Genomic DNA, 20,572 nt, shown 5'->3' on the forward strand with positions numbered 1-20,572 from the left:
AGAGCCTACCTGACCTGGGTGTTCATCAACTCGACAGGTGTTCGGGGGCACATCTTCACCGGGTTCCACCATCGGGTGAAGCGGCTTGTCCGGGCCACGGGTCCTGCTATTCTTGACTCAGCTTCGGCCCGTAAGCCGGAGAAGTGAGCACGGTGCCCGTCCGGACGGTCGGCCGCCGTGCTTCGCGCTTTCTAGGGCCTTCGCGTGTCGATGACGGTCCCGATCAGCGGTCGTGACCGGCGTAGCCAGTCACCGCCCGCGCCGTAACACCAAGCCACGATGTCCGCGATCCACAGCAACGGGTCGTTCTCGCTGGGCAGGTGCTCGTAGAACAACCCCGTGCCCCACGCGGACTTGCCGAGCGTCGTTCGGATGGTCAGCAGGTCGTGGTCGTCGCGGATCTCACGGCTGTCGAACACCAACCGCGTCACGCCGGCTTTCAGCACGTCGTCCGTCAGGCGGGAGACGCACGTCTGCCGCGCCCGCTCCTCACCCTTCCGGCAGCAGGCGAGGTAGATGTCGACCTGGACCAAGGCCGGTCCCAGAGCGGACAGGATCTGCTTGCGCCGAGCCGGTGTCTCCTTCTTGAAGTGCAGCTCGCGCTGGTTCGGCATGCGCAGGCCCATGAGCAGCTTGCGCAATTTGGTCAGTTGGCCGGGCGAGACCAGTGCGACGGCCAGCAGGTAGGTGTTGTTTCGCCGCGACTCGTCGACGAAGGCGTGCAGACTCACGGAACGTTCATCGGCCGGGGCCGAACGACACTGCAGGAAGTCCAGCCGATCGAGCGCGTTTCGCCGTCAGCGGAGCGCGCTGGCGTCCGGGGTGTTCCGGACGGATGCTGGGATCATGAAGATCCTGGTGCTCGGCGGAACCGTGTTCCTCAGCAAGGCCGTCACGGCGGAGGCGGTCCGCCGGGGCCACGACGTGGTGTGCGGCGCTCGCGGCGCCTCGGGCGAAGTACCCGAAGGTGCGCGCCTGGTCTCGATGGACAGGAACCGGCCCGGCGCGTTCGACCAGCTCGCCGGGGAGCGGTTCGACGCCGTCATCGACGTGTCGAAGTACTCGGTGACCTGGGTGCGGGACGCGTTGGAGGCGTTCGGGGCGACCACGCCGCACTGGACGTTCGTCAGCAGCATCTCGGTCTACGCCGACCACGCGTCGGGCAGCGACGAGCTGTTGCCGCCGCTCGAAGACGATCCGGCGCAGGAGTTCACGTCCGAGCGGTACGGCAGCGTCAAGGTCGCGAGCGAGAACGCGGTCAGGGAGGCCGTGCAGGGCAAGGAGTTCATCGTCAGGGCCGGGCTGATCACCGGGCCGGACGACCCGAGCGACCGGTTCGGGTACTGGCCCGCCAGGCTCAGCAGAGGTGGCCGGGTGGTGGTGCCGGACAGCCCTGAGCTGGGGTTCCAGCACATCGACGTGCGGGACCTGGCGCGGTGGATCGTGTTCGCGGCCGAGGAGCGGGTGACCGGCACGTTCGACTCGACCGGGCCGGTCATGCCGTTCCAGATGGCCATCGGGGAGATCGCCGGGGCCACGGCGGCGCCGGGGACGCAGCTCGTGCCGGTGGCGGAGAGCGTGCTCGAACAGCTCGGGGTCAACCCGTGGGCCGGGCCGCGGTCGTTGCCGCTGTGGTTGCCGCGGGAGTGGGCGAAGATGGTCGGCCGCGACGTCAGCGCCGCGCTGGCGAACGGGTTGCGGACCAGGCCGCTGGCCGAGACCGCGCTCGACTCGCTGGAGTACGAGCGCGGCCTCGGCGTGGACAGGCCCCGCAAGGCGGGACTGACGCCCGACGAGGAGGCGGAGGTCCTTACAGCAGCGGGTTGACCTGCGCGGCGACGAGGTCGATGCGCACGCCCTGGTTCGGGCAGCCGCCGAAGTGGTGCAGCCCGATCACCTTGTGCGTGCGCCTCGACAGCACCGGCGAACCGGACGAACCGCCCTCGGTGTCGCACATGTAGCTGATGTCGGACTGCGACGAGCTGCCGTTGACCCGTACGGCCCGCACGGCGCAGTAGCCGCCGCCGTTGCTGTCGTCGCGCAACGACAGCTTCTTCAGCTTCCCGGCCGGGTGGCCGACGATGTACATCTCCTCACCCACGGCCGGAACGCGCGCGTCCAGTTCGAGGTAGCCGAACGAGCTGATGGCCGCGAAGTTGTTCACGGTGAAGAGGGTGTAGTCCAGCGCGGCGCTGTACTTCAGGACCTGGGCCGCCAGCACCTTCGTGACGGTGGCCGTGGCCGTGCCGCCGCAGGTGGGGCACTGGTAGTTGAACCACACCTCGATGCCGGTGGTGCTGGTGAAGCAGTGCTCGTTGGTCAGCATGCGGTTGTTGGGGCCGACCCGCCACGCGGTGCACAGCGAGCTGCCGTTGCGCAGCAGCTTCGCCACGGCCGGCGTCTTGCCCCACTCGGTCGGGTTGCTGGACTGGTAGCAGACGGCGTCCTTGTAGTCGTTCGTGCCGCAGATGCTCTGCACGGACGGCTGCGCGGACATCTCCGCCTCGGTGTAGCCGCGGGTGAGCTTGTCGACGCGGGCGCGGCTGAGCGGGCTGCTCACCGACACCACCGCCCTGTCGCCGGTGATCGACATGGCCCAGAAGCCGGTCGCGTCGACGGTGGCGGTCAGCGAGGACTTCAGGTCGCGGGTGTAGGTGTACTTCTCGGTGCCGTCAGGGTTCGACACCGTGAGCACGTCACCCGGCAGAATGCGCAGATCCGTGAAATGCAGCTTCACGTATCCCGATCCGGGCCGTTCGACGGTCGTCGAACGGCTGAGGCCGCCCACGCGGACCGAGACGGATTCCTCGGTGCCGATTTCCTGTGACTGCGGCGATTGCGCCTGAGCAGGTGTAGACGTGGTGGTGGTAGCAGGGACAACGGTCGTCATCGGCAGGGCCAGCGCCAGTGCCGTGAGGAGTTGCAGGGTTTTCCTCATGCCCTTTGATACTTCCGACGTCACCTGACCGTGTCAGCCCGCCGAACGTCGGTAATGGAGGAATCCATGCAAGTTGTCCATTTCGGTCATGCCTGTGTGCTGCTCGACACCGGCAGCACCCGCATCCTGATCGACCCCGGCACCTTCTCGTCCGGGTTCGAGGACCTGGTGGACCTGGACGCGATCATGATCACGCACCAGCACGCCGACCACGTCGACGCCGAGAAGCTGCCCGCGCTGCTCAGGTCGAACCCGCGGGCGTTGCTGGTCGTGGACGAGGGCACCGCGCCGAGCGTCGAGCACCCGACCGTCGCACGGCCGGGTGATGTGCTGAAGGTCGGCGACACGACCGTCAAGGCCGTCGGCGGTCAGCACGCGGTCATCCACCAGGACATCCCGGTCGTCCCGAACACCGGCTACGTCGTCGGCGACGGTGCGTTCTACCACCCCGGCGACGCCCTGTTCGTGCCCGACGAGGACGTCGACGTGCTCGGCCTCCCCTCCGGCGCGCCCTGGATGCGCACCGGTGAGGCCGTCGACTTCATGCGCGCCGTGAAGCCGCGCGTGGCCGTGCCGATCCACGAGGCGGTGCTGGCCATGCCGCAGATGGCCTACCACCACTTCGAGAACCTCAAGCCGGTCGGAACCGAGGTCAGACCACTGCAGCGGGGCGAGGAGACGGAAGTCTGACGTAGGTGGTCGGCACGGCGTCGTGGGCGAGGGCCACGTCCACGGCGTCGAGCACGGCCTGCCGCGCCCCCGCACGGTGCAGGTCGCGCGCGTCCACGGTGATCCGCGTGAGCCCACCGCGCCGCGCGGACCTGGCCGCCGCGTAGACCAGCGCCAGCGACCGCAGCTCACCGAAGTTGCTGCGCTCGGTCAGCGCGTGCAGCCGCCCGAGCGTCGCGAGCCCGGTGCCGACGTCCCGCACGGCGTGGGCGTCGGCGCAGAGCTTGAACTTGTGCTTGGCCAGCGCGATCAACGTCCCCGGCGACGCCACACAACGCCGTGGCGCGAACGTGTCGACGTTCAACCCGATGGCGTCCATCTGCACACGGGCGCCCGTCAGCAGAAGCCCCGCCTCGTACGCGGGGAGCCTGCGTTGGCCGAGGCCGTGCAGCACGACGGCGTCGCCGAGCGCGGCGCGCTGCCGCACCCAGTCCTGCGCCGTGGCGAGCTCGCGGGGGACCACGAGCAGCGACAACGGCACCCGCCGCGACTGGAGGGCCGCGGCCAGATCAGCGCACCGGTCGAGGGTCTGCGGACCGATGCCGGACAGTGAGACCACGAGCTGTGAGTGCACCCGACGAGTGCGCCATGCCGTGGTGACGTCCGCGTGAAACCGGAGCTAACTCACGCGAGCCAGTCGGCGAAGGACCGGCCGGTCAGCAGCTCGTAGGCCTCGACGTAGCGCTCGCGGGTGGCTTCGACGACCTCGTCGGGCAGCGGGGGCGGCGGGGTGTCCGAGCGCCGGTCCCAGCCGGACGCGTCCGAGGTCAGCCAGTCGCGCACGTACTGCTTGTCGAACGACGGCTGCACCCGGCCCGGCGCGTAGCCCTCGGCGGGCCAGTAGCGCGACGAGTCCGGCGTGAAGACCTCGTCGGCGAGGATTAGCTCGCCCTGTTTGTCCAGCCCGAACTCGAACTTGGTGTCGGCGAGGATCAGGCCGCGCGTCTTGGCGTACGCGCGCGCTTCGCTGTACAGCTCGATGGTGCGGTCACGCAGCTTCGTGGCCAGCTCGACACCGTGCTTGGCGGCGATGACGTCGAACGACACGTTCTCGTCGTGCTGCCCGATCTCCGCCTTGGACGCCGGCGTGAAGATCGGCGGGTCCAGCTCGTCGGCCTCGACCAGGCCCTCCGGCAGCTCGATCCCGCACACCGCGCCGGTCTGCCGGTAGTCGGCCATGCCGGAGCCGGTGAGGTACCCGCGCGCCACGCACTCGACGTCGACCATGGCCAGCTTGCGCACCAGCAACGCCCGTCCGCGCACCTCGGCGGGAATCCGCGGGTCGTCGGCGGCGACCAGGTGGTTCGGGCCGAGCCGCTCGAACCAGAACACGCTCATCGCGGTGAGCACGCGGCCCTTGTCCGGGATCGCGGTGCTCAGGACGTGGTCGTAGGCCGAGATCCGGTCGGACGCGACGAACAGCAGCAGCTCGTCGTCGACGTCGTACAGGTCGCGGACCTTGCCCCTGGCGACGTGCTGGTAGTCAGCGAGCGTTGGCACGCCGGTCAGCCTAGCCGGGCGGGTCGGCCGGCTTCCGGCCACCGCACCACTACAGATCGGGCGTCCGGCCATTTAAGGTGCACCCCGTGCTCACCCGAAAGGCCCTGTTGATCCCGGCAACCGCCAGTGCGGGACTGCTCGTCGTGCTCGCCGTCGCGGGGTGGGGCGGCGACTCCGGTCCGCAGTCGTCCGCACCGGCCCCCGGTCTGGGCGCGAGCACGACCCAGCAGGTCAGCCTCGTGCCGACGCCCGAGCTCGCCGAGATCACGGTCAAGACCACGACCACGACGACCACCACCACGACGACCACGACCACCACGCGCAGGCCGGCGCCGCCGCCCGTGCAGCCGCCGCCACCCGCGCCGGTGGTCACCACGACGGAGCCGCCGCAGCGGGGTCTCCTCGTGAACGAAGGCGCGCGCTGTGCTCCCGAGGGTGCCGGCGGTGTCGACCTGCGCGGGCAGGCGCTCGTGTGCCGCAAGGACGACCGGCGGGCCGACCGCCTCCGCTGGCAGCAGGCCTAGGCCGGGGAAGCCGGAGGGGCCGGAGGGGCCCACTCCAGGACGTCGACCTCGTCGCCGACGGCGAGCGATCCCGCGCGGACGACGGCCGCCTTCATCCCGAAGGTCACGCCGCCGTCCGGGTCGCGCCGGTAGGAGGCGAGCGTGCGGATCGGCTCCGGGCCCGCGCGCAGACCGGTGTCCTGGTCGACCAGCGGCACCGAGCAGCGCACGCAGTCCTTGGCGTAGCCCAGCTCCACGTCGCCGATGACCGCGCGCCGCACCCGGTCCTCGGTGTGCGGCTCCGGCCAGCCGGAGATCACCACGTTGGGGCGGAAGCGGTCCATCGGCACCGGTTCGCCGCCGCGGTCCAGGACGCGTTCGTTCAGGCCGTCCAAAGAGGACAGCGACAGCACCAGCAGCGGGTGCGCGTCCGCGTAGCCCACCAGGCCCTCGGTCTGCCCGCCCGACTTCCTGCGCACGTCCTGTGGCATCCGCACCAGCCGGACCGCCTGACCGAGCACGTCGGAGAAGTACGCGGCGGCGTCGTCGCCCTGGTCGACGCCGAAGCCGTCCCACTTGTGCACCACGACCGGGATGCGCGGCCCGTCGGCGACCACCGGGAACGACTCACCGCCGACCCGCAGCGCCGAGTCCACGAGGGACGGTCGCAGTGCGGCGAGCGCGGGCGTGTTCCGCTGCGACAGGAACACGCCGTCCTCGGCCGACACCAGCATCATCATCCGGTCGTCGCGCAGCCCGGTGAGGTCCACGGCGGACGACGTGACGGCGACGCCGCCGCACCCCTTGACCGGGTAGGCGAACAGCCCGGACACGATCACAGGATCGGCTCCGGCTCGTACGCCGGGTACTTCTCGACGACCGCGGCCACCTGCTCGACGACCGCGGCGACCTGCGCCGACGCCACGCCGGTGAACGACAGCCGGTCCGCGAGCAGCGCGTCCAGGGCCGCGCGGTCGAGCGGCAGGCGCTCGTCGGCGGCGAGGCGGTCCAGCAGGTCGTTCTGCGCCAGGCCCTCCTCGCGCATCGCGAGCGCCACGGCGACGGCGTTCTCCTTGATGGCCTCGTGCGCGGTCTCCCGGCCGACACCCGCGCGCACGGCCGCCATCAGCACCTTCGTCGTGCCGAGGAACGGCAGGTAGCGGTCCAGCTCACGGGCGACGACGGCCGGGTACGCGCCGAACTCGTCCAGCACGGTCAGGAACGTCTCCAGCAGCCCGTCGAACGCGAAGAACGCGTCGGGCAGCGCCACCCGGCGCACGACCGAGCAGGAGACGTCGCCCTCGTTCCACTGGTCGCCCGCGAGCTCGCCGACCATCGACAGGTAGCCGCGCAGGATCACCGCGAAGCCGTTCACGCGTTCGCACGACCGGGTGTTCATCTTGTGCGGCATGGCGCTGGACCCGACCTGGCCGGGCTTGAAGCCCTCGGTCACCAGCTCGTGGCCCGCCATCAGCCGGATGGTCTTCGCGAGCGACGACGGCGCCGCCGCGAGCTGCACCAGCGTCGACACCACGTCGAAGTCCAGGGAGCGCGGGTACACCTGGCCGACCGAGGTCAGCACGCGCTCGAAGCCGAGGTGGCCCGCGATCGTGCGTTCCAGCTCGGCCAGCTTCTCGCCGGAGCCGAGCAGGTCGAGCATGTCCTGCGCGGTGCCGACCGGGCCCTTGATGCCGCGCAACGGGTACCGCGAGATCAGCTCGTCGAGCCGGGAGAACGCCACCAGCAGCTCGTCGGCGGCCGTGGCGAACCGCTTGCCCAGCGTCGTGGCCTGCGCGGCGACGTTGTGCGAACGGCCGGCCATCACCAGGTCGGTGTGCTCGGCGGCCAGGCGCGCCAGCCGGCCCAGCACCGCCGCGGTCTTGCCGCGGACGAGCTCCAGCGACCGCAGCACCTGCAGCTGCTCGACGTTCTCGGTGAGGTCGCGCGAGGTCATGCCCTTGTGCACGTGCTCGTGACCGGCGAGGGCGTTGAACTCCTCGATGCGCGCCTTCACGTCGTGCCGCGTCACCCGCTCGCGGGCCGCGATCGACTCCAGGTCGACCTGCTCCAGCACGCGTTCGTAGTCGGCCACCGCGCCGTCCGGCACGTCGATGCCGGCGGCCGCCTGCGCGCGCAGGACCGCGAGCCACAGCTGGCGCTCCAGCACGATCTTGTGCTCGGCCGACCAGAGCGTCGCGAGCGACGTGGAGGCGTAGCGACCTGCGAGGACGTTGGCGATGCGCGGCTTGGTCACGCCGCCAGGTTAGTGCACGTCGGACTCACTCCCAGCGGATGCGGCCGTCGGTGAGCATCGTTGTGAGCACGTCCACAGACACCGGCAGCTGCGCCCGCAGACCGCTGCCCGTCGCCGGGTTCGTGGTGAACGCCGACAGCTTCACGGTGTAACCGCTCTCGAAGACGCGGGTGGACACGGCCCTGACGACCGTCGAGGTCCCGTCGAGGTACTCGGCCTCGAGGATCGTCGACCCGTCGTCGACGGGCATCTCCTTGCACGTGACCGCGCCGATGCACTCCAGCCGCGAGCTCTTCGGGGTGCTCGTGGTCGTGAGCAGCAACGCGGTCGGCCCGATGTCGTCGGTCAGGTACACGTAACCGCTCAGGGACGGGTCCGGCGCGGAGCCGGGCGAGGGCGGCTTCGTCGTCGAGGTGCCCTGGACCACCTGCATGCCCGGCTGGACGTAGGCGGAGACGTCGCGCAGCTCCCGGCGCACGGTCTGCAGCTTCGCCGCGAGGGCGTCGCCGATGCGCACGCTGCGGGCGTTCGGCGACTCGGTCGACGTGGGCGCGCTGCTCTCGGTGCGCCGCGCCGCGATCTGGTCGTCGTCACCGGTCTTGGGCAGCAGCCCCGGCAGTGCGAAGGCGGACACGACGATCAGGGCGGTGGCCACTCCCACGCTGACCAGTGCTCGCCTGCGACTTTTTTTCTGCTCGGCCCGCCTCATCAGGGCGTCCGGGTCGAAGTCGAGGGGCGGCTCGTCCCAGACGGCCAGCAGCATCCCCTCGCGGATCTCCTGCTCACTCACGACGCGACCCTCCCCGAACTGCTGTCGAGCTTCTCCACGATGGTGCGCAGCGTCGCGAGGCCACGCGCCGTCTGGCTCTTGACCGTTCCCTCCGAGCACCCCATGGCCACCGCCACCTCGGCGACCGAGAGGTCCTCGAAATAACGCAGCACGAGCACCGCCCGTTGCCGTGGCGGGACCTGGAGCAACGCGGTGTGCACCAGCTCACGCGCCCACAGCTTCGCGCTGGTGTGGTCGGGGTCGACCCGCTCGTCGGCGGCGTCGGGCAGCTCCCCGTCGCGCTGCTCGGCCCTGCGCCACGGCCTGCGCTTCTCGTCCAGCCAGGTGCGCAGCAGCACCTTGCGGGCGTAGGCGATCAGGTTGTCCAGGCCCTTGATGCGCTTCCAGGCCAGGTACATCTTCATGAGGCTGGACTGCATGAGGTCCTCTGCGGTGTGCCAGTCCCCGCAGAACAGGTACGCGGTGCGGCGCAAGCTCGCGGCATTGGCTGCCGCGAACTCGCGGAAGCCCTGTTCATCGGCCTTGCGCATGCGATCCCCTCTCGCGTCCTCATCCAGGGGAACGCACCGGGGGAACGCGGGGTTGCATCACTCGTGACGCGAAAGGGCCTTTCGGAGCATTCTCGCCGCGACACCGCGCGGGTCGGACTTCAGCTCGATGAACGCGTTCACCATCGTGCCGTCCACGAGCGCGATCAGCTCCTCGACCCGGTCGGCGGGCAGTGCGCGGCCGGAGCGGGCGAAGATCGCGGAGATCAGGTCCTGCAGCTCGGAGCCCATGACCCGCATCAACGGCCGCAGGTAGGGGCGGCGGCCGGTCGCGACGAGGCGTTCGTAGCGCAGCAGCATCGTCTCGGTGTCGGTGACGTCCGGGCCGACCAGCAGGTCGAGGACCAGCTGGATCAACGCGTCGTCGTCGACGGTCCCGTGCGGCAGCGCGGCCAGCTTCTCCCTGCTGCTCGCGAGCTCGGCGCGGCCGTGCAGCTCGACCGCCGCGGTCACGAGCTCGTCGAGCGAGTCGAAGTAGTACGTGGTGGACGCGAGCGGCAGACCTGCGCGTTCGGCGACCGCGCGGTGCCGGACCGCGTCGAACCCGCCCTCCACGAGCAGTTCGGCCGCGGCCTCCACGAGCGCCTGCCTGCGGCGCTCCCCCTTGGGAGTTGCTGCGGTCATAGTCGGGCCAGAGTACTGGGCGAGCGGGCGCGGCCTGGTCAGAACCGGGACGCGAGTGCGTCCGCGACCCGCGTTGCCTGCCCCTTCAGCTCGCCGTCGCCCTGCGTGAAGACGTAGAGGTCCTGGCCCTTGCCGGTCTTGACCACCGCGGTGTCGGCGCGGTCGGGTGCCGTGAACTCGCTCGGGGTGACGATGGCCGTGATCGTCAGCCCGTCGACCTTGAACGCGGCCGAGCGCGACGACGGCGCGCAGCTGACGGTCGGCGGGACGGCGTCAGCGGGTGGGACCGAAAGCTCTCCGGCGAGGGCGACGGCGAGCTCCCGGTCCACCTCCGCGCAGCCCTGCACCGCGCGTTCGCCGACACTGGGGTCGGCGCTTCCCGGCGTGGCCGTGTCCCCCTGCGTGGACACGTCACCAGGGAAGTTCTTCGTCTGCATGTTCGGCGGGTCGACCGGAGCGGACAGCGGCGATTGTGCCGAGTCGTCCCCCGCCTGGCCAGCACCGGCGACGGACTCGGCGCCTTTGTCCTGGTTCACCCAGTTCGTCCCGGCCAGGACGCCGCCGAAGCCGAGCACCACGACCAGCGCGGTCCCGCCGGCGATCGCGCTGCGCCTGCGCTGGGTGGCCCTGCGCGACGCGGTGCGGACGTCCGACACGTCGAAGGCCGCCGGTGGTGCGTCGTGCGCGGCGTCGCGGAACAGGTCCGCGAGCTTGTTCTCGTCCACCTACAGCCTCCTTCCGCTGGTCGCCGTCATGACGCCGGTCGCAGGTCGTCGATCGCGCTGCCAAGCGCTTCCCGCAGTGCGGTCAGCCCGCGGGCGGTCTGACTCTTCACAGTTCCTTCCGAGCACTTCAGCACCTCGGCGGTGGCCGTCACGTCGAGCCCTTCGAGGAACCGCAGCACGAGCACCGCCCGTTGCCGCGGCGGAACCCTGCGCAGGCCCTTCATCAGCGCCTCGCGCGTCGCGACCGTGTCGCCGACCTCGTGGTCGAGGGCCGGCGTCTCCGGCAGCTCGTCGGTGAACTTCTCGCGCCGCCACGGACGCCGTGACTCGTCGATCACCGCGCGCACGACGCTGCGCCGGACGTAGGCGTCGAGGGCCTGCTTGTCCCGGATCTTCCGCCACCTCCTGTGCAGTGCCACGAACGCGGTCTGCGCGAAGTCGTCAGCGCGGTGCCAGTCGCCGCACAGCAGGTATGCCGTTCGGCGCACGGCCTCACGGCGAGCCACGAAGTACTCCGCGAACTCCTGCTCGTCGCGCTGATCCACGCGGACTGCTCTCCGCTCGTTCCTCGAGTTGCACTGACCGGACGGAATCCGGGGGCCCCACGGTTGCACGAACCCGCGAGGAGAGCCACATCACCCCCTCGGTCGTGAGCCGGATGTGATGTGATCGGGGTCGTGACCCCCATTGACCTGCGCTCGGACACCGTCACCCGCCCGGACGAGGAGATGCGCCGCGCGATGGCCGCGGCCGAGGTCGGCGACGACGTGCTCGACCACGACCCGACGATGGCCGCACTGGAGGAGCGCGTCGCCGGGCTGCTCGGCGTCGAGGCCGCGCTGTGGGTGCCGTCAGGCTCGATGGGCAACCTGATCGCGTTGTTCCTGCACCTGGACCGCGGTGACCGGTTCCTGGCCCCGCTCGGCGCGCACGTGCTGGACGCGGAGCTGGGCACGGCGGCGTGGCTGGCCGGCGGCATGCCGCACGCGTTGCACTCGATGACCCCGGAGGCCGTGGTCGCGGCGGGCGGCGGCGAGTCGCCGTACTACGGGCTGCGGTCGACCCTGCTGTGCCTGGAGAACACCCACAACGCCGCCGGTGGCGCGCTGACCCCGGTCGCCGGTCATGCCGCCCTGGTGGCGGCGGCGCGGTCGGTCGGGCTGGCCGTGCACCTGGACGGGGCGCGGCTGTGGAACGCGTCGGTGGCGCTCGGGGTGCCGTTGACGGCGCTGACCGCCGGGGTGGACACGGTGCAGGTGTGCCTGTCGAAGGGGCTGGGCGCGCCGGTCGGGTCGGTCGTGGCCGGGTCGGCGTCGTTCGTCGTCGAGGCGCGGCGGGTGCGGAAGATGCTCGGCGGCGGGGTCCGGCAGGGCGGTGTGCTGGCCGCGGCCGGGCTGGTGGCGCTGGACCGGATCGCCCGGCTGGCCGACGACCACGCGAACGCCGCTGCGCTGGCCTCCGGGCTGCGGTCGATCGGCTGGGAGGTCGCGGAACCCGCGACGAACATCGTGCTGGCGGCGGTGCCGGATCTGGACAAGACGCTGCTGTCGTTGCGGGAGGCCGGTGTGCTCGCGGGCCCGATGTCGGGCAAGGTGCGGTTCGTGACGCACGGCGACGTGACCGCAGCGGACATCACCGAGGTGCTCCGCCGGGTTCGGGAAGGTGCCTGAGATGCGCTGGGTCGTGTTCGACTTCGGTGAGGTCATCAGCCAGCGCAACCCCGGGATTCCCGGCATGGCCGCGCGGCTCGGGGTGTCCGTGGAGGCGTTCGAGGCCGTGTACTGGGACCGCGACGCCTACGACCGCGGCGGCTCCGACGCGGACTACTGGGGCCGGATCGGGTCGCGGCTGGGCGTGCCGGTGGACGTGGAGGAGCTGACGGCCCTCGACAACGCGGGCTGGCTGGCCGACCCGGTGCCGGACACCGTCGCCCTGATCGCGGACCTGGCCGCCGCGGGGGTGCCGCTCGCGTTGCTGTCGAACGCGCCGGTGACGTTCGCGCGCCTCGCGGAGGAGGAGCCGTGGACCGAGCACTTCCGGCACCTGGTCTTCTCCGGTGACCTCGGTTGCGCCAAGCCGGACGCGGTGATCTGGCAGCGGCTGAAGGACGTCGTGGGCAGCTCGGACCTGGTGTTCTACGACGACCGCCAGGTCAACGTCGACGGCGCCCTGGCCGCGGGCATCGACGCGCGGCTGTGGACGTCAGCCGCCGCTGCGCGCGTTGAGCTCCGCGCGGAGCTCGGCGATCTCGGCGCGTAGGTTCCTGAGCTCCCGCACCGTCTCCAGCTCCGCCTCCTCGACGCCGCGCAGCTTCTCGACCAGCCAGCTGGCGATCGTCCCGGTGATGACACCGAGCAACGCGATGCCGCCGATCATGAGCAGCCCGGCGACGAGCCGCCCCTCGGTCGTGACCGGGTAGCGGTCGCCGTACCCGACCGTCGACATCGTGGCGAGCGTCCACCACAACGCGTCACCGAACGTCGTGATGCTCGCGTTCTCGGCGTGCCTTTCCGCGTCGAGCACGGCAAGGCTCGCGCAAAAAGCGACGATGGCCGTGACCCCCGCGACGTAAATGCTGACGCGCCGGCGGATCTTGTGCTGGAACTTCTTGTTCAACAGCGTGATGACGGTGATCAACCGCAGCACGCGCAACTGCCTGATCATCGGCAGCAACACCGCGGCGAGGTCGAACAGGTGCGTTTTCAGGAACCGCGGTTTGTCGACGGCGAGCTTGAACCTGACCGCGAACTCGACCGCGAACACCGCCCAGATCAGCCACAACACGACCTCGACCGGAACGTGCAGGAACACGTGGTCGTCGAGCACCTGGAACGCGTAAACGACGAGGAACAGCACGGCGAGCGCCGTCAACGGCCACTCCGCCTTGCGCTCCCACCGTTCCAAGCGGGCCTCGCTGGACTGCAACACCGCTCCATGGTGAATGTTGCGGCGGCATTGTTCCAGGGGCTAGCGCCGCGATTTCACCGCGCCATAAGCCACCGTGCCCACGAGGAGTAGCACTCCGATCACGGCGAGCCAGAAAAGGCCCTTCACGACGGCGCCGACGACGGCGAGGACGACCCAGATCGCGACGAGCCAGCCGATGATCGCCCACATGTGGTGTCTCCCCTGTTCTTCTGGTTGCTCTACAGCCAGGCCTTCAACCGCCTCAACGCTTCCTCGACGTCGTTCGTTGAACCCGCGAACGACATCCGCACGAAGTGGTGCCCGTCGACCGGGTCGAAGTCGATGCCCGGCACGATCGCGACCCCCGTGTCGTCCAGCAGCCTGCGGCAGAACCCCATCGAGTCGTCGGTCAGGTGCCGCACGTCCGCGTACACGTAGAACGCCCCGTCGGCCGGCGCGAGCTCCCCGATCCCGAGGCTGGTGAGCCCGTCGACCAGCAGGTCCCGGTTGACCCGGTACCGCTCCAGGTGCCCCGCGGTCTCCGCGTACGAGTCCGGGTGAAACGCCTCAATCGCCGCAAACTGCGACAAAGCGGGCGGACACAGCGTGAAGTTGCCGGTCAGGCAGTCCACCGCCCGCCTGAGCCGCTCCGGCAGCAACATCCACCCCAGCCGCCACCCGGTCATCGCGAAGGCCTTCGAGAACGAGTTCACGACCACCGCGTCCCGCGACGTCTCCCACGCACACGCCAACGGCTCCCCGTAGCTGATCCCGTGGTAGATCTCGTCACTGATCAACTGCACACCGTTGTCCGCACACCACCGCGCGATCGGCGCGATGTCGGCCACCGTCCCGGTGGGATTCGCGGGGCTGGCGACGATGACCCCCTTGAGCGCCGCAACAGCGTGCTCCGCGGCAAGCATCTCCACCGTCGGCTGGAACCGCGTCGCCGGCCCGCACGCCAACTCCACCACCGAACACCCCAACGCCCTCAGGATGTTCCGGTAAGCCGGGTACCCCGGCCGCGCCAACGCCACCCGGTCCCCGACGTCGAACGCCGCCAGGAACGCCAACGTGAACGCCCCCGACGACCCGGTCGTCACCACCACGTCCTCAGCCCCGACCGCCAGGTCGTACTGCCGCCGGTAGTGCCCGGCGATGGCGGCCCGCAACTCCAGCACCCCCAACTGCTCGGTGTACCCCAGCGCCTGCTCGCCCAGCACACGCACCGCGGCATCCCGCACCGGCCGCGGCGCCGGACTCGACGGCTGCCCGGCGGCCAGCGACACCACGTCCCCGTGGGTGCGCTGCCGTTGCGCGGCGGCGGACAGCACGTCCATGACGTGGAACGGCGGGACGTCAGCGCGAGCAGCCACGGTCAGCATGGCGCCAGGCTAACTCGCCTGCGGGCCGGTGGGGCCTGAGACCTCGGGCGCACACCCACACATCTGCACACACGCACATCCACCACCGGGCCCAAACGCCACCACCTGCGCTAGCCAGGCCTCACCGGCTGCCCCCTCCGATGATCCCCATCAACCTCGCCGCGAGCCGCACCCGACCGACCATTTCCCCGTTCACCTCCCGGCCGCCCTCCCCGCGTTTCCCCTTTGCGGGGCGAGCGAGCGGGCGAATCAGGACAAAGCCCACTCGATCGGGTGAGCACGAACGAAACCCGGCGCATTTCCGTCATGCAAACACAGACGGAGATGCGCCGGGTTCCGGACAAAGCTCACTCGTTCGAGTGATGAATCAGTAGCCCTGGTACCCGCCGCCCTGGGACATCGCCTTCAGGCCGGGGTGGCCTTCGAAGCCGCCGTAGCGCGAGAACGTGTAGCGGACGCCGGCGATGATGTTGTCGACCGGGTTCCAGATGTCGTCGTGGCCGGGCAGCTTGTGGGCGTTGAACGTCGAGTCGATGCACTGCATGAGGCCCTTGGACGGGGTGCCCTTCTGCGCGTTCGAGTCCCAGAGGTTGATGGCGTGCGGGTTGCCGCTGGACTCCTTCTCGATGATCTTCCAGATCTCGTCGATGTTGTCCTCGGTGACGGGGATGCCGTTGGCCTGCAGGATCTTGATGGCCTCGCGGATCCACTCCTCGACGTTGCCGGGCGGCGGGCTGCCCGACGGCGGACCACCGCTGGGACCCATGCCACCAACACCTCCGCCGCCACCACCGCCGCCTCCGGAAGCACCACCGCCACCTCCACCGGAAGCACCGGAAGCACCACCCCCGCCACCGCCGCGGTCCTCGACGGACGCCGGTTTCGCGTCCGAGCTGGACGTGGTCGTGCTGTCGTCCGGCGGCGGGGTCGCGGTCCACTCCACGGGCTTGCCGGGCGCGGGTGTGAAGGTCTGGGTGTTCGGGTCCTCGACGGACGAGAACTTCGGTGCCAGCGCGCCGGGGCGGCCCTTGAGGGTGCCAGCGGCTGAGCTCAAGGAGTTTTCTGCTTGTGCGACAACGGGTTGTGCGTCCGCGAAGGCCTCGGCGCAGTAGCTGCGGATGATGCTGTCGACGTCTTCCTGCGGCTGGCCGTGCAGTTGCCGGCGGACCTGGCGGGCGCGGCTCAGCAGGTTCTCGCAGATGCGGCTCATGGCGCTCTTCGCCGTCTCCAACGCGTTCGCGGCCGCCTCCAGGTCGGCCGCGGCGCCGTTGAGCGCGTCCGTCATCGCGGTGCCGCACCTGGTGACGTTGCCCATGTAGGCCACGAAACCGTCGGCCGACGTGCCCTCCCAGGCGCCGTCGAGCTGGGAGACGGACCGCTGCAGCACGTTCGACTGGTCGCCGCACTTGCCGGCCGCCTGCTTCCAGCGGGTGGCGATGTCGCGCACGGCCTGCGGTTGGGCGTTCTCGACCTTGTCAGCAAACTCGGCCAGCGGTGCGCCGCCGGGCAGGCCCGCGACCTCGTCCATCGCGCTCACGTCACACCGCCCTGAAGGAGTTCCGGTTGACGTCCTCGACGGCGGCCACGTTGGACTGGATCGCGTCGAGTGTGCTCTCCACCTTGCGCAGCACCTTCTCCGCCGCCTCGAACTCCTGCGCGCCCGCCTGGTCCATTGCACTGACCGCACTGAAGATCGCCGCGGAGGCGCCGAACTTTCCGAAGATGTCCGAATTGCCGTGTTGATTGGAAAAGCCGTCACCGATCGCGCCGAATTGTCCGGCCTGACTGCTCACGGTTGTTCGGCACTGTTCCATGGCTTCGCTGTTGAACTTCGCCACAGCCATGCGCACGTACCCCCTCGATGTCTACTCGGAGACCTTAGAACGAATTGAGTCGAGCAGGGCGTCGATTCGCCCTTTCAACGCCGGTCGGGTGATGTCCTCGTCCACGATCACGTCGAGCCGGCACCGGCGCCCGCCATGTGTGGCGATGGCACCGATCCAGGCGCGAACACCTTGCTCCGGAACGAGTTCGACGAGTGCGGCCGCCATGTCGGCCACCTCGTCGACCACGACCTCGTCGCGGGTGAGCACTGCCCTGACCCCGCCGGCGACGACCATGGCGCGCGTCGACGTGCTGCCGATGCCGAGGCGGAGGTCGAGGGCGAGTGCGGGGGTCGCGAGCTGGTGGAAGGCCTTGGCGAGCCACGGGTCCAGCTCGTCAGACTCCACAGTGGACTCTGGCGCGTGCAGCACGATCGGCATCGCGCCCAGGTCGAGGTGGTCCCACGCCGCGCGGAACGCGGACGGGGTGAGTGCTGCTCTCACGGCGGAACTCTCCCGGCATGTCGCGGGCGACGTCCCCTGGCCCCCCAGGCCCGCGTGCGTTACGACGCACGGGCGAGCGCGGGGGTTCCGTGGTCACACTTCCTGGAGGAGCTCCCAAACGGCGGCGGCGAGCCGGTGGTTGTCGACCGGCGTGATGGTGCACCACTTGCGGCCGTCGCTGCTGGGCTTGAGCTGCCGCAGGTAGCGGCCGTTGTGCGTGTCGTGGAACGAGACCACGCGTCCCGCGCGCTGTCCGTTGCGCTGCGCACCGAACTGCCCGCGGGTGGAGGTGCCGTCGAGCATGGCGGCGAGCTCCTGCGCGTCGCCGAGGCGCATGCCCTGGCGTTCCAAAGTGGTGATCATGCGCTGAGCGTCCTGCCCGACGTCCTTGGCCGCGGCCACGAGGTCGTCGTACGGCAGGCTGATCGAACGCCCGTACCCGGCCGGCATCTCACCGGCCACGGACACGGCGGCCTCGGCCAGCGCCGTGCCGCGTGCCTCGATCAGCCACATCTCGCCGCGGTCCTGCACGGCGAGGATGGCCTCGTCGCCCACGGCAGCGGCGAGCCCGCTGATCTGCCGGTCGGCCCAGACCCACAGGTCGATCGACATCGGCGCGTTCGCGAGCAACGCGAACCCGTCGGCGAGCTCGGGCACGACCCGGCCGTTGCCGGCCAGGCCGCGCGCTTCGAGCGACTCCCAGGCCCGTTTCACCACCTCGGCCTTCTCGGTGTGGGTGATGGAGGGAATCCGCGTGTCGAGCGCGACGTGGGCGGCCGGGAGGCGTTGCGCCTCCCAGACCACGGCGAACTCCACTGTGGACAGAACCACGGAACCTGGTGAGCTCAAGGGATCTACTTGTCCTTCGGTTCTTCGCCGATCACCGACTGCACCACCATGCGCTCGTCGCCGAACACGTCGTCGGAGTCGACGCCGTACTTGCGCACGTGCTCGCTGTCCTCGTCGCCCTCGCCCTTGGCCGCACCGGCCGCGGGGGACATGAGCGAGCCGGACCCCTTGCCGGCGACGGCGCCACCCTTCCCGGCGGCCGCACCGGGCCGGTTCGCGTCGGGGCCGACACCCGTGGAGCCACCCGGCGTCATGCTGCCCGGCACACCCTTGCCGGCCGCACCCGTGCCACTCGCGCCACCGGGGCCGCCGCCCGCGCCGGGACCACCCTTGCCACCGCCGCCGATGGTGCTCGGAGCACCCTTCGGACCGGTCGAGGCGATCGGCGTCTTCGGCGCCTGGCTGGGCCCGCGCCCACCGCCGACGACCTGCGCCCCCCGCGCGTTGCCCGCGGCACCCGCCAGGCCGGCCGCCGCTGCGGTGGCGGCGGTGGCCGCGACCGGGAGCGGGGAGCCGAAGGGCTTGGGGAGGCCGGGGCCTGCGGCGATCGTGCCCGGCGTGGAGGTGCCGGGGAGGATGCCGGTGGTGCTGCCGGGGATGTTCGGGGTGGGGCCGACGGGGACGCCGGGGGAGCCCGGTGAGCCGGGGGTGCCGGTGAAGCCGGGACCGCCGGTGACGCCGGGCGGGGTGGAGTGGGGCATGCCCACGGTGGGGCCGACCGATGGGCTGGAGACAGCAGAGCTGCTGACCACGACATCCGGCGCGGGAGGCGGCGGACGGAAGTTCTCGAGGGCGCCCCGGCTGTTGTCGACATAGCCGGTCATGTTGTCGATGGCCTGCTGACGAGCCCTGTTCGTAGCCGCGACCTCAGCGGCGTGGTCGGTCTCGATGCCGACCAGGCCGACGACCTTGTCGCCCAGGTTCCGCTCGGTGTCGCCGCGCAGCGCTTCCGGGTTGGGATTGGTGTGGCGGGCATGGCTCGTGACTTCGCCCTGCTGGGTGATCGCCTGGTGGTTGTCGTTCGACGCCTGACTGCTGCCCTCGATCCCCTGGGCGACCACGTCGTGCTTCTGGTGGCTCTTCTGGCCTGCCGCACCACCCCAGTCGATCTCGAGCTCCTTCAGCTGGGCTCGGATTTCCTGGTCGATCGACTCAAGGCTGTTGGCCAGCGTGCGGAGGGCCTCAGAAGCTTCGCTGAAGCGCGAAACGACCGTGGTCTTGGAGAGCGCTTGGACCTCTTTTGCAAGGAGCTCGTTGGACCAACCCTCGAAATTCCAGTCGTTGAGCTGCTTGTAGCCCGACATGGCTTCCCCTCACTTCACAGTCTTGAGTGTCGCGAGCGCGAATGCGGCAGCCTTCTCGGCTTTCCCGCACAAGACGGATTGGTCCTTCTCCTTGGTGGTGGTCGGGATGTAGCTCACCATCAGCTGCTGACCGTCCGCCACGTCGATCGCGACCGAGCAGTCGAACCCCGTACCGCCCTTCAGCTTGACCTCGACAGCTCCGAAGTCGGCGACCTTGATCACCTTCGCGTCCACGTTGCCGCCGCCCTGCAGCCAGTAGGACACACCTTTGTGCGTCACCGCGCCGACCTGGTACCCGAAGCCGCTGTCGCCGTCGAAGTCGCAGCTGGGTGATTCCTCGCCCTCGACGAGGTCCAGCTTCAGCGCCTCGGACCCCACGACGTTGATCTGCTTCATCTGCTCGGCGGTGAGGAGCTTGCAGGTGTCCACCGCGTCGACCTTGATGGCCTGAGGCCGTTCAGGCAGTTCGCTCGCTGAGTCGTTGCCAGATGAACTGGTCGACGGCGGAGGCGCCGGAGTCGGGTTCCCCTTCTCACCGGAGGACGTACAAGCCGACACAGCTGCAGCGAGGAGAACCACGGCAACTAGCTTGGAGATGTGCATCATCACGCTTTCGGCCTGAACACGGCGGTGATCTCGTCCTCGGTGTACCCGTACTGCTTCGCCGAGGTCTGCAGCTGCTGGGAAAGGCTGTCCAGCACTTCCATGTACCGAGTGAGCCGGTTCGCGTACGAATCGGTGTGATAGACCAAACGGTCGTTCCACGCCTCGACGACGTCCGTGGTGACCTGGTCCTCGGTCGTCGGAATCCGCAGCTTGGGCACGTTGCGCCGATAAGCCTTCTCAAGCTTGTCGTACTGCTCGGCGATGACCTTGCCGGCCTTCAGCACGGTGTCCTTGTCGACGTGGAACTGCTGGGTCGACGGACCTGCAGACACGTTGTCCAAGACCGCCGAAGCGGCCTTGAAGGCACCGACCGCGCCTGCGATAGCGCCACCCGCCATTGCCGCAGCGGCACCGAGAACGGCATCCGCCCCCGCGTTCTCCTGTGTCACGACGTCCTACCCCCGTACGGTTGGTGACGGTTCGGTCTCGCTTCGCAGGCTACCAACGCCCGCGTAAGACGCACCTGTAGTTCGACGAAGACCACCCCCAGTTGGTTCCACGTCACTCAGCGTTCGTTTGCGCT

At 69.9% G+C, this 20,572-nt stretch carries 26 protein-coding genes; 5 read left to right on the forward strand and 21 right to left on the reverse strand.

Annotated features, from left to right (window positions below; genetic code table 11):
• Positions 1 to 191: 191 nt before the first annotated feature.
• Positions 192 to 731 carry a hypothetical protein gene (locus ACZ7CD_RS02795; RefSeq protein WP_360394357.1) on the reverse strand — a complete coding sequence of 180 codons (540 nt, stop codon included), beginning with the start codon at positions 729 to 731 and terminating at the stop codon, positions 192 to 194.
• Between the two features lie 115 nt (positions 732 to 846).
• Between ACZ7CD_RS02795 and ACZ7CD_RS02800 the strand changes: the two genes are divergently transcribed.
• Entirely contained in the window at positions 847 to 1,827 is a 981-nt protein-coding gene (locus ACZ7CD_RS02800) for an NAD-dependent epimerase/dehydratase family protein (RefSeq protein ID WP_360394354.1), read from the forward strand.
• On the opposite strand, the gene ACZ7CD_RS02805 is transcribed toward ACZ7CD_RS02800, so the two are convergent.
• Positions 1,811 to 2,686 carry a trypsin-like serine peptidase gene (locus ACZ7CD_RS02805; RefSeq protein WP_458429978.1) on the reverse strand — a complete coding sequence of 292 codons (876 nt, stop codon included), beginning with the start codon at positions 2,684 to 2,686 and terminating at the stop codon, positions 1,811 to 1,813. The two genes, ACZ7CD_RS02800 and ACZ7CD_RS02805, sit on opposite strands and share 17 nt — an antisense overlap.
• Positions 2,687 to 3,004: 318 nt before the next feature.
• On the opposite strand from ACZ7CD_RS02805, the gene ACZ7CD_RS02810 reads away from it, so the two are divergent.
• A complete protein-coding gene (locus tag ACZ7CD_RS02810) occupies positions 3,005 to 3,628 on the forward strand; it encodes an MBL fold metallo-hydrolase (RefSeq protein WP_470372993.1) in 624 nt (207 codons plus the stop codon).
• On the opposite strand, the gene ACZ7CD_RS02815 is transcribed toward ACZ7CD_RS02810, so the two are convergent.
• Entirely contained in the window at positions 3,591 to 4,226 is a 636-nt protein-coding gene (locus ACZ7CD_RS02815; RefSeq protein WP_470372992.1) for a DUF2334 domain-containing protein, read from the reverse strand. The two genes, ACZ7CD_RS02810 and ACZ7CD_RS02815, sit on opposite strands and share 38 nt — an antisense overlap.
• Positions 4,227 to 4,291: 65 nt before the next feature.
• Positions 4,292 to 5,167: a phosphoribosylaminoimidazolesuccinocarboxamide synthase gene (locus ACZ7CD_RS02820; protein ID WP_360394343.1), complete on the reverse strand. Its 876-nt coding sequence runs from the start codon at positions 5,165 to 5,167 to the stop codon at positions 4,292 to 4,294.
• Positions 5,168 to 5,253: 86 nt separating this feature from the next.
• On the opposite strand from ACZ7CD_RS02820, the gene ACZ7CD_RS02825 reads away from it, so the two are divergent.
• Positions 5,254 to 5,691: a hypothetical protein gene (locus tag ACZ7CD_RS02825; protein ID WP_360394340.1), complete on the forward strand. Its 438-nt coding sequence runs from the start codon at positions 5,254 to 5,256 to the stop codon at positions 5,689 to 5,691.
• Here the strand turns inward: ACZ7CD_RS02825 and ACZ7CD_RS02830 are convergent.
• Genes ACZ7CD_RS02830 through ACZ7CD_RS02860 form a run of 7 tightly spaced genes read right to left on the reverse strand, consistent with a single transcriptional unit; the run spans position 5,688 to position 11,156 of the window.
• Complete coding sequence (locus tag ACZ7CD_RS02830; RefSeq protein ID WP_470378226.1) at positions 5,688 to 6,503, reverse strand: MOSC domain-containing protein; 816 nt, start codon at positions 6,501 to 6,503, stop codon at positions 5,688 to 5,690. The genes ACZ7CD_RS02825 and ACZ7CD_RS02830 overlap by 4 nt on opposite strands.
• Before the next feature lie 2 nt (positions 6,504 to 6,505).
• A complete protein-coding gene (gene purB / locus ACZ7CD_RS02835) occupies positions 6,506 to 7,924 on the reverse strand; it encodes an adenylosuccinate lyase (protein ID WP_360394335.1) in 1,419 nt (472 codons plus the stop codon).
• Between the two features lie 25 nt (positions 7,925 to 7,949).
• A complete protein-coding gene (locus ACZ7CD_RS02840; protein WP_470369836.1) occupies positions 7,950 to 8,714 on the reverse strand; it encodes a hypothetical protein in 765 nt (254 codons plus the stop codon).
• Complete coding sequence (locus ACZ7CD_RS02845) at positions 8,711 to 9,244, reverse strand: RNA polymerase sigma factor (protein WP_360394330.1); 534 nt, start codon at positions 9,242 to 9,244, stop codon at positions 8,711 to 8,713. Before ACZ7CD_RS02845 ends, ACZ7CD_RS02840 begins: the two co-directional genes overlap by 4 nt.
• A gap of 57 nt (positions 9,245 to 9,301) precedes the next feature.
• Entirely contained in the window at positions 9,302 to 9,886 is a 585-nt protein-coding gene (locus tag ACZ7CD_RS02850; protein ID WP_360394327.1) for a TetR/AcrR family transcriptional regulator, read from the reverse strand.
• 38 nt (positions 9,887 to 9,924) lie between these two features.
• Entirely contained in the window at positions 9,925 to 10,611 is a 687-nt protein-coding gene (locus tag ACZ7CD_RS02855; RefSeq protein WP_470378227.1) for a hypothetical protein, read from the reverse strand.
• A gap of 26 nt (positions 10,612 to 10,637) precedes the next feature.
• Positions 10,638 to 11,156, reverse strand: coding sequence for a SigE family RNA polymerase sigma factor (locus ACZ7CD_RS02860; RefSeq protein ID WP_458429971.1), 519 nt, complete (start codon positions 11,154 to 11,156; stop codon positions 10,638 to 10,640).
• A 183-nt stretch (positions 11,157 to 11,339) separates the two neighbouring features.
• On the opposite strand from ACZ7CD_RS02860, the gene ACZ7CD_RS02865 reads away from it, so the two are divergent.
• Both ACZ7CD_RS02865 and ACZ7CD_RS02870 read left to right on the forward strand, forming a co-directional pair.
• Positions 11,340 to 12,281 (forward strand): threonine aldolase family protein, encoded by a 942-nt coding sequence (locus ACZ7CD_RS02865; protein ID WP_470378392.1) that lies wholly within the window; start codon positions 11,340 to 11,342, stop codon positions 12,279 to 12,281.
• 1 nt (position 12,282) lies between these two features.
• On the forward strand, positions 12,283 to 12,870 hold the full coding sequence (locus tag ACZ7CD_RS02870) for an HAD family hydrolase (RefSeq protein ID WP_360394319.1): 588 nt from the start codon (positions 12,283 to 12,285) through the stop codon (positions 12,868 to 12,870).
• Here ACZ7CD_RS02870 and ACZ7CD_RS02875 read toward each other — a convergent pair.
• From ACZ7CD_RS02875 to ACZ7CD_RS02920, 10 genes are all read right to left on the reverse strand, one after another.
• Positions 12,814 to 13,539 carry a potassium channel family protein gene (locus ACZ7CD_RS02875; RefSeq protein WP_470378228.1) on the reverse strand — a complete coding sequence of 242 codons (726 nt, stop codon included), beginning with the start codon at positions 13,537 to 13,539 and terminating at the stop codon, positions 12,814 to 12,816. The genes ACZ7CD_RS02870 and ACZ7CD_RS02875 overlap by 57 nt on opposite strands.
• Positions 13,540 to 13,578: 39 nt before the next feature.
• Complete coding sequence (locus tag ACZ7CD_RS02880; protein WP_360394313.1) at positions 13,579 to 13,728, reverse strand: hypothetical protein; 150 nt, start codon at positions 13,726 to 13,728, stop codon at positions 13,579 to 13,581.
• Positions 13,729 to 13,757: 29 nt separating this feature from the next.
• Complete coding sequence (locus tag ACZ7CD_RS02885; protein ID WP_470372988.1) at positions 13,758 to 14,903, reverse strand: pyridoxal phosphate-dependent aminotransferase; 1,146 nt, start codon at positions 14,901 to 14,903, stop codon at positions 13,758 to 13,760.
• 367 nt (positions 14,904 to 15,270) lie between these two features.
• On the reverse strand, positions 15,271 to 16,440 hold the full coding sequence (locus ACZ7CD_RS02890) for a transglycosylase SLT domain-containing protein (protein ID WP_470378229.1): 1,170 nt from the start codon (positions 16,438 to 16,440) through the stop codon (positions 15,271 to 15,273).
• Position 16,441: 1 nt separating this feature from the next.
• On the reverse strand, positions 16,442 to 16,747 hold the full coding sequence (locus ACZ7CD_RS02895) for a hypothetical protein (RefSeq protein WP_470378230.1): 306 nt from the start codon (positions 16,745 to 16,747) through the stop codon (positions 16,442 to 16,444).
• Positions 16,748 to 16,768: 21 nt separating this feature from the next.
• Complete coding sequence (locus ACZ7CD_RS02900) at positions 16,769 to 17,230, reverse strand: ESX secretion-associated protein EspG (protein ID WP_360394306.1); 462 nt, start codon at positions 17,228 to 17,230, stop codon at positions 16,769 to 16,771.
• A gap of 93 nt (positions 17,231 to 17,323) precedes the next feature.
• Positions 17,324 to 18,061: an ESX secretion-associated protein EspG gene (locus tag ACZ7CD_RS02905; protein ID WP_470378231.1), complete on the reverse strand. Its 738-nt coding sequence runs from the start codon at positions 18,059 to 18,061 to the stop codon at positions 17,324 to 17,326.
• 23 nt (positions 18,062 to 18,084) lie between these two features.
• Entirely contained in the window at positions 18,085 to 19,383 is a 1,299-nt protein-coding gene (locus tag ACZ7CD_RS02910) for a WXG100 family type VII secretion target (RefSeq protein ID WP_470378232.1), read from the reverse strand.
• Positions 19,384 to 19,392: 9 nt separating this feature from the next.
• The gene (locus ACZ7CD_RS02915) at positions 19,393 to 19,989 is read right to left on the reverse strand and encodes a DUF3558 domain-containing protein (RefSeq protein WP_470378393.1); all 597 of its coding nucleotides are present in this window, start codon (positions 19,987 to 19,989) and stop codon (positions 19,393 to 19,395) included.
• Positions 19,989 to 20,438, reverse strand: coding sequence for a hypothetical protein (locus ACZ7CD_RS02920; protein ID WP_470378233.1), 450 nt, complete (start codon positions 20,436 to 20,438; stop codon positions 19,989 to 19,991). The genes ACZ7CD_RS02915 and ACZ7CD_RS02920 overlap by 1 nt, the downstream gene beginning before the upstream one ends.
• Positions 20,439 to 20,572 lie beyond the last annotated feature (134 nt).

It is taken from the genome of Lentzea sp. NPDC036949 (assembly GCF_055608075.1).

What these genes read in the sequence shown, in the direction of transcription:
- ACZ7CD_RS02915 (WP_470378393.1), bottom strand. Translation starts at nt 19,989, where the DNA reads ATGATGCACATCTCCAAGCTAGTTGCCGTGGTTCTCCTCGCTGCAGCT.
- ACZ7CD_RS02880 (WP_360394313.1), bottom strand. Translation starts at nt 13,728, where the DNA reads ATGTGGGCGATCATCGGCTGGCTCGTCGCGATCTGGGTCGTCCTCGCC.
- ACZ7CD_RS02810 (WP_470372993.1), top strand. Translation starts at nt 3,005, where the DNA reads ATGCAAGTTGTCCATTTCGGTCATGCCTGTGTGCTGCTCGACACCGGC.
- ACZ7CD_RS02910 (WP_470378232.1), bottom strand. Translation starts at nt 19,383, where the DNA reads ATGTCGGGCTACAAGCAGCTCAACGACTGGAATTTCGAGGGTTGGTCC.
- ACZ7CD_RS02850 (WP_360394327.1), bottom strand. Translation starts at nt 9,886, where the DNA reads ATGACCGCAGCAACTCCCAAGGGGGAGCGCCGCAGGCAGGCGCTCGTG.
- ACZ7CD_RS02870 (WP_360394319.1), top strand. Translation starts at nt 12,283, where the DNA reads ATGCGCTGGGTCGTGTTCGACTTCGGTGAGGTCATCAGCCAGCGCAAC.
- ACZ7CD_RS02885 (WP_470372988.1), bottom strand. Translation starts at nt 14,903, where the DNA reads ATGCTGACCGTGGCTGCTCGCGCTGACGTCCCGCCGTTCCACGTCATG.
- ACZ7CD_RS02845 (WP_360394330.1), bottom strand. Translation starts at nt 9,244, where the DNA reads ATGCGCAAGGCCGATGAACAGGGCTTCCGCGAGTTCGCGGCAGCCAAT.
- ACZ7CD_RS02865 (WP_470378392.1), top strand. Translation starts at nt 11,340, where the DNA reads ATGCGCCGCGCGATGGCCGCGGCCGAGGTCGGCGACGACGTGCTCGAC.
- ACZ7CD_RS02895 (WP_470378230.1), bottom strand. Translation starts at nt 16,747, where the DNA reads ATGGCTGTGGCGAAGTTCAACAGCGAAGCCATGGAACAGTGCCGAACA.
- ACZ7CD_RS02800 (WP_360394354.1), top strand. Translation starts at nt 847, where the DNA reads ATGAAGATCCTGGTGCTCGGCGGAACCGTGTTCCTCAGCAAGGCCGTC.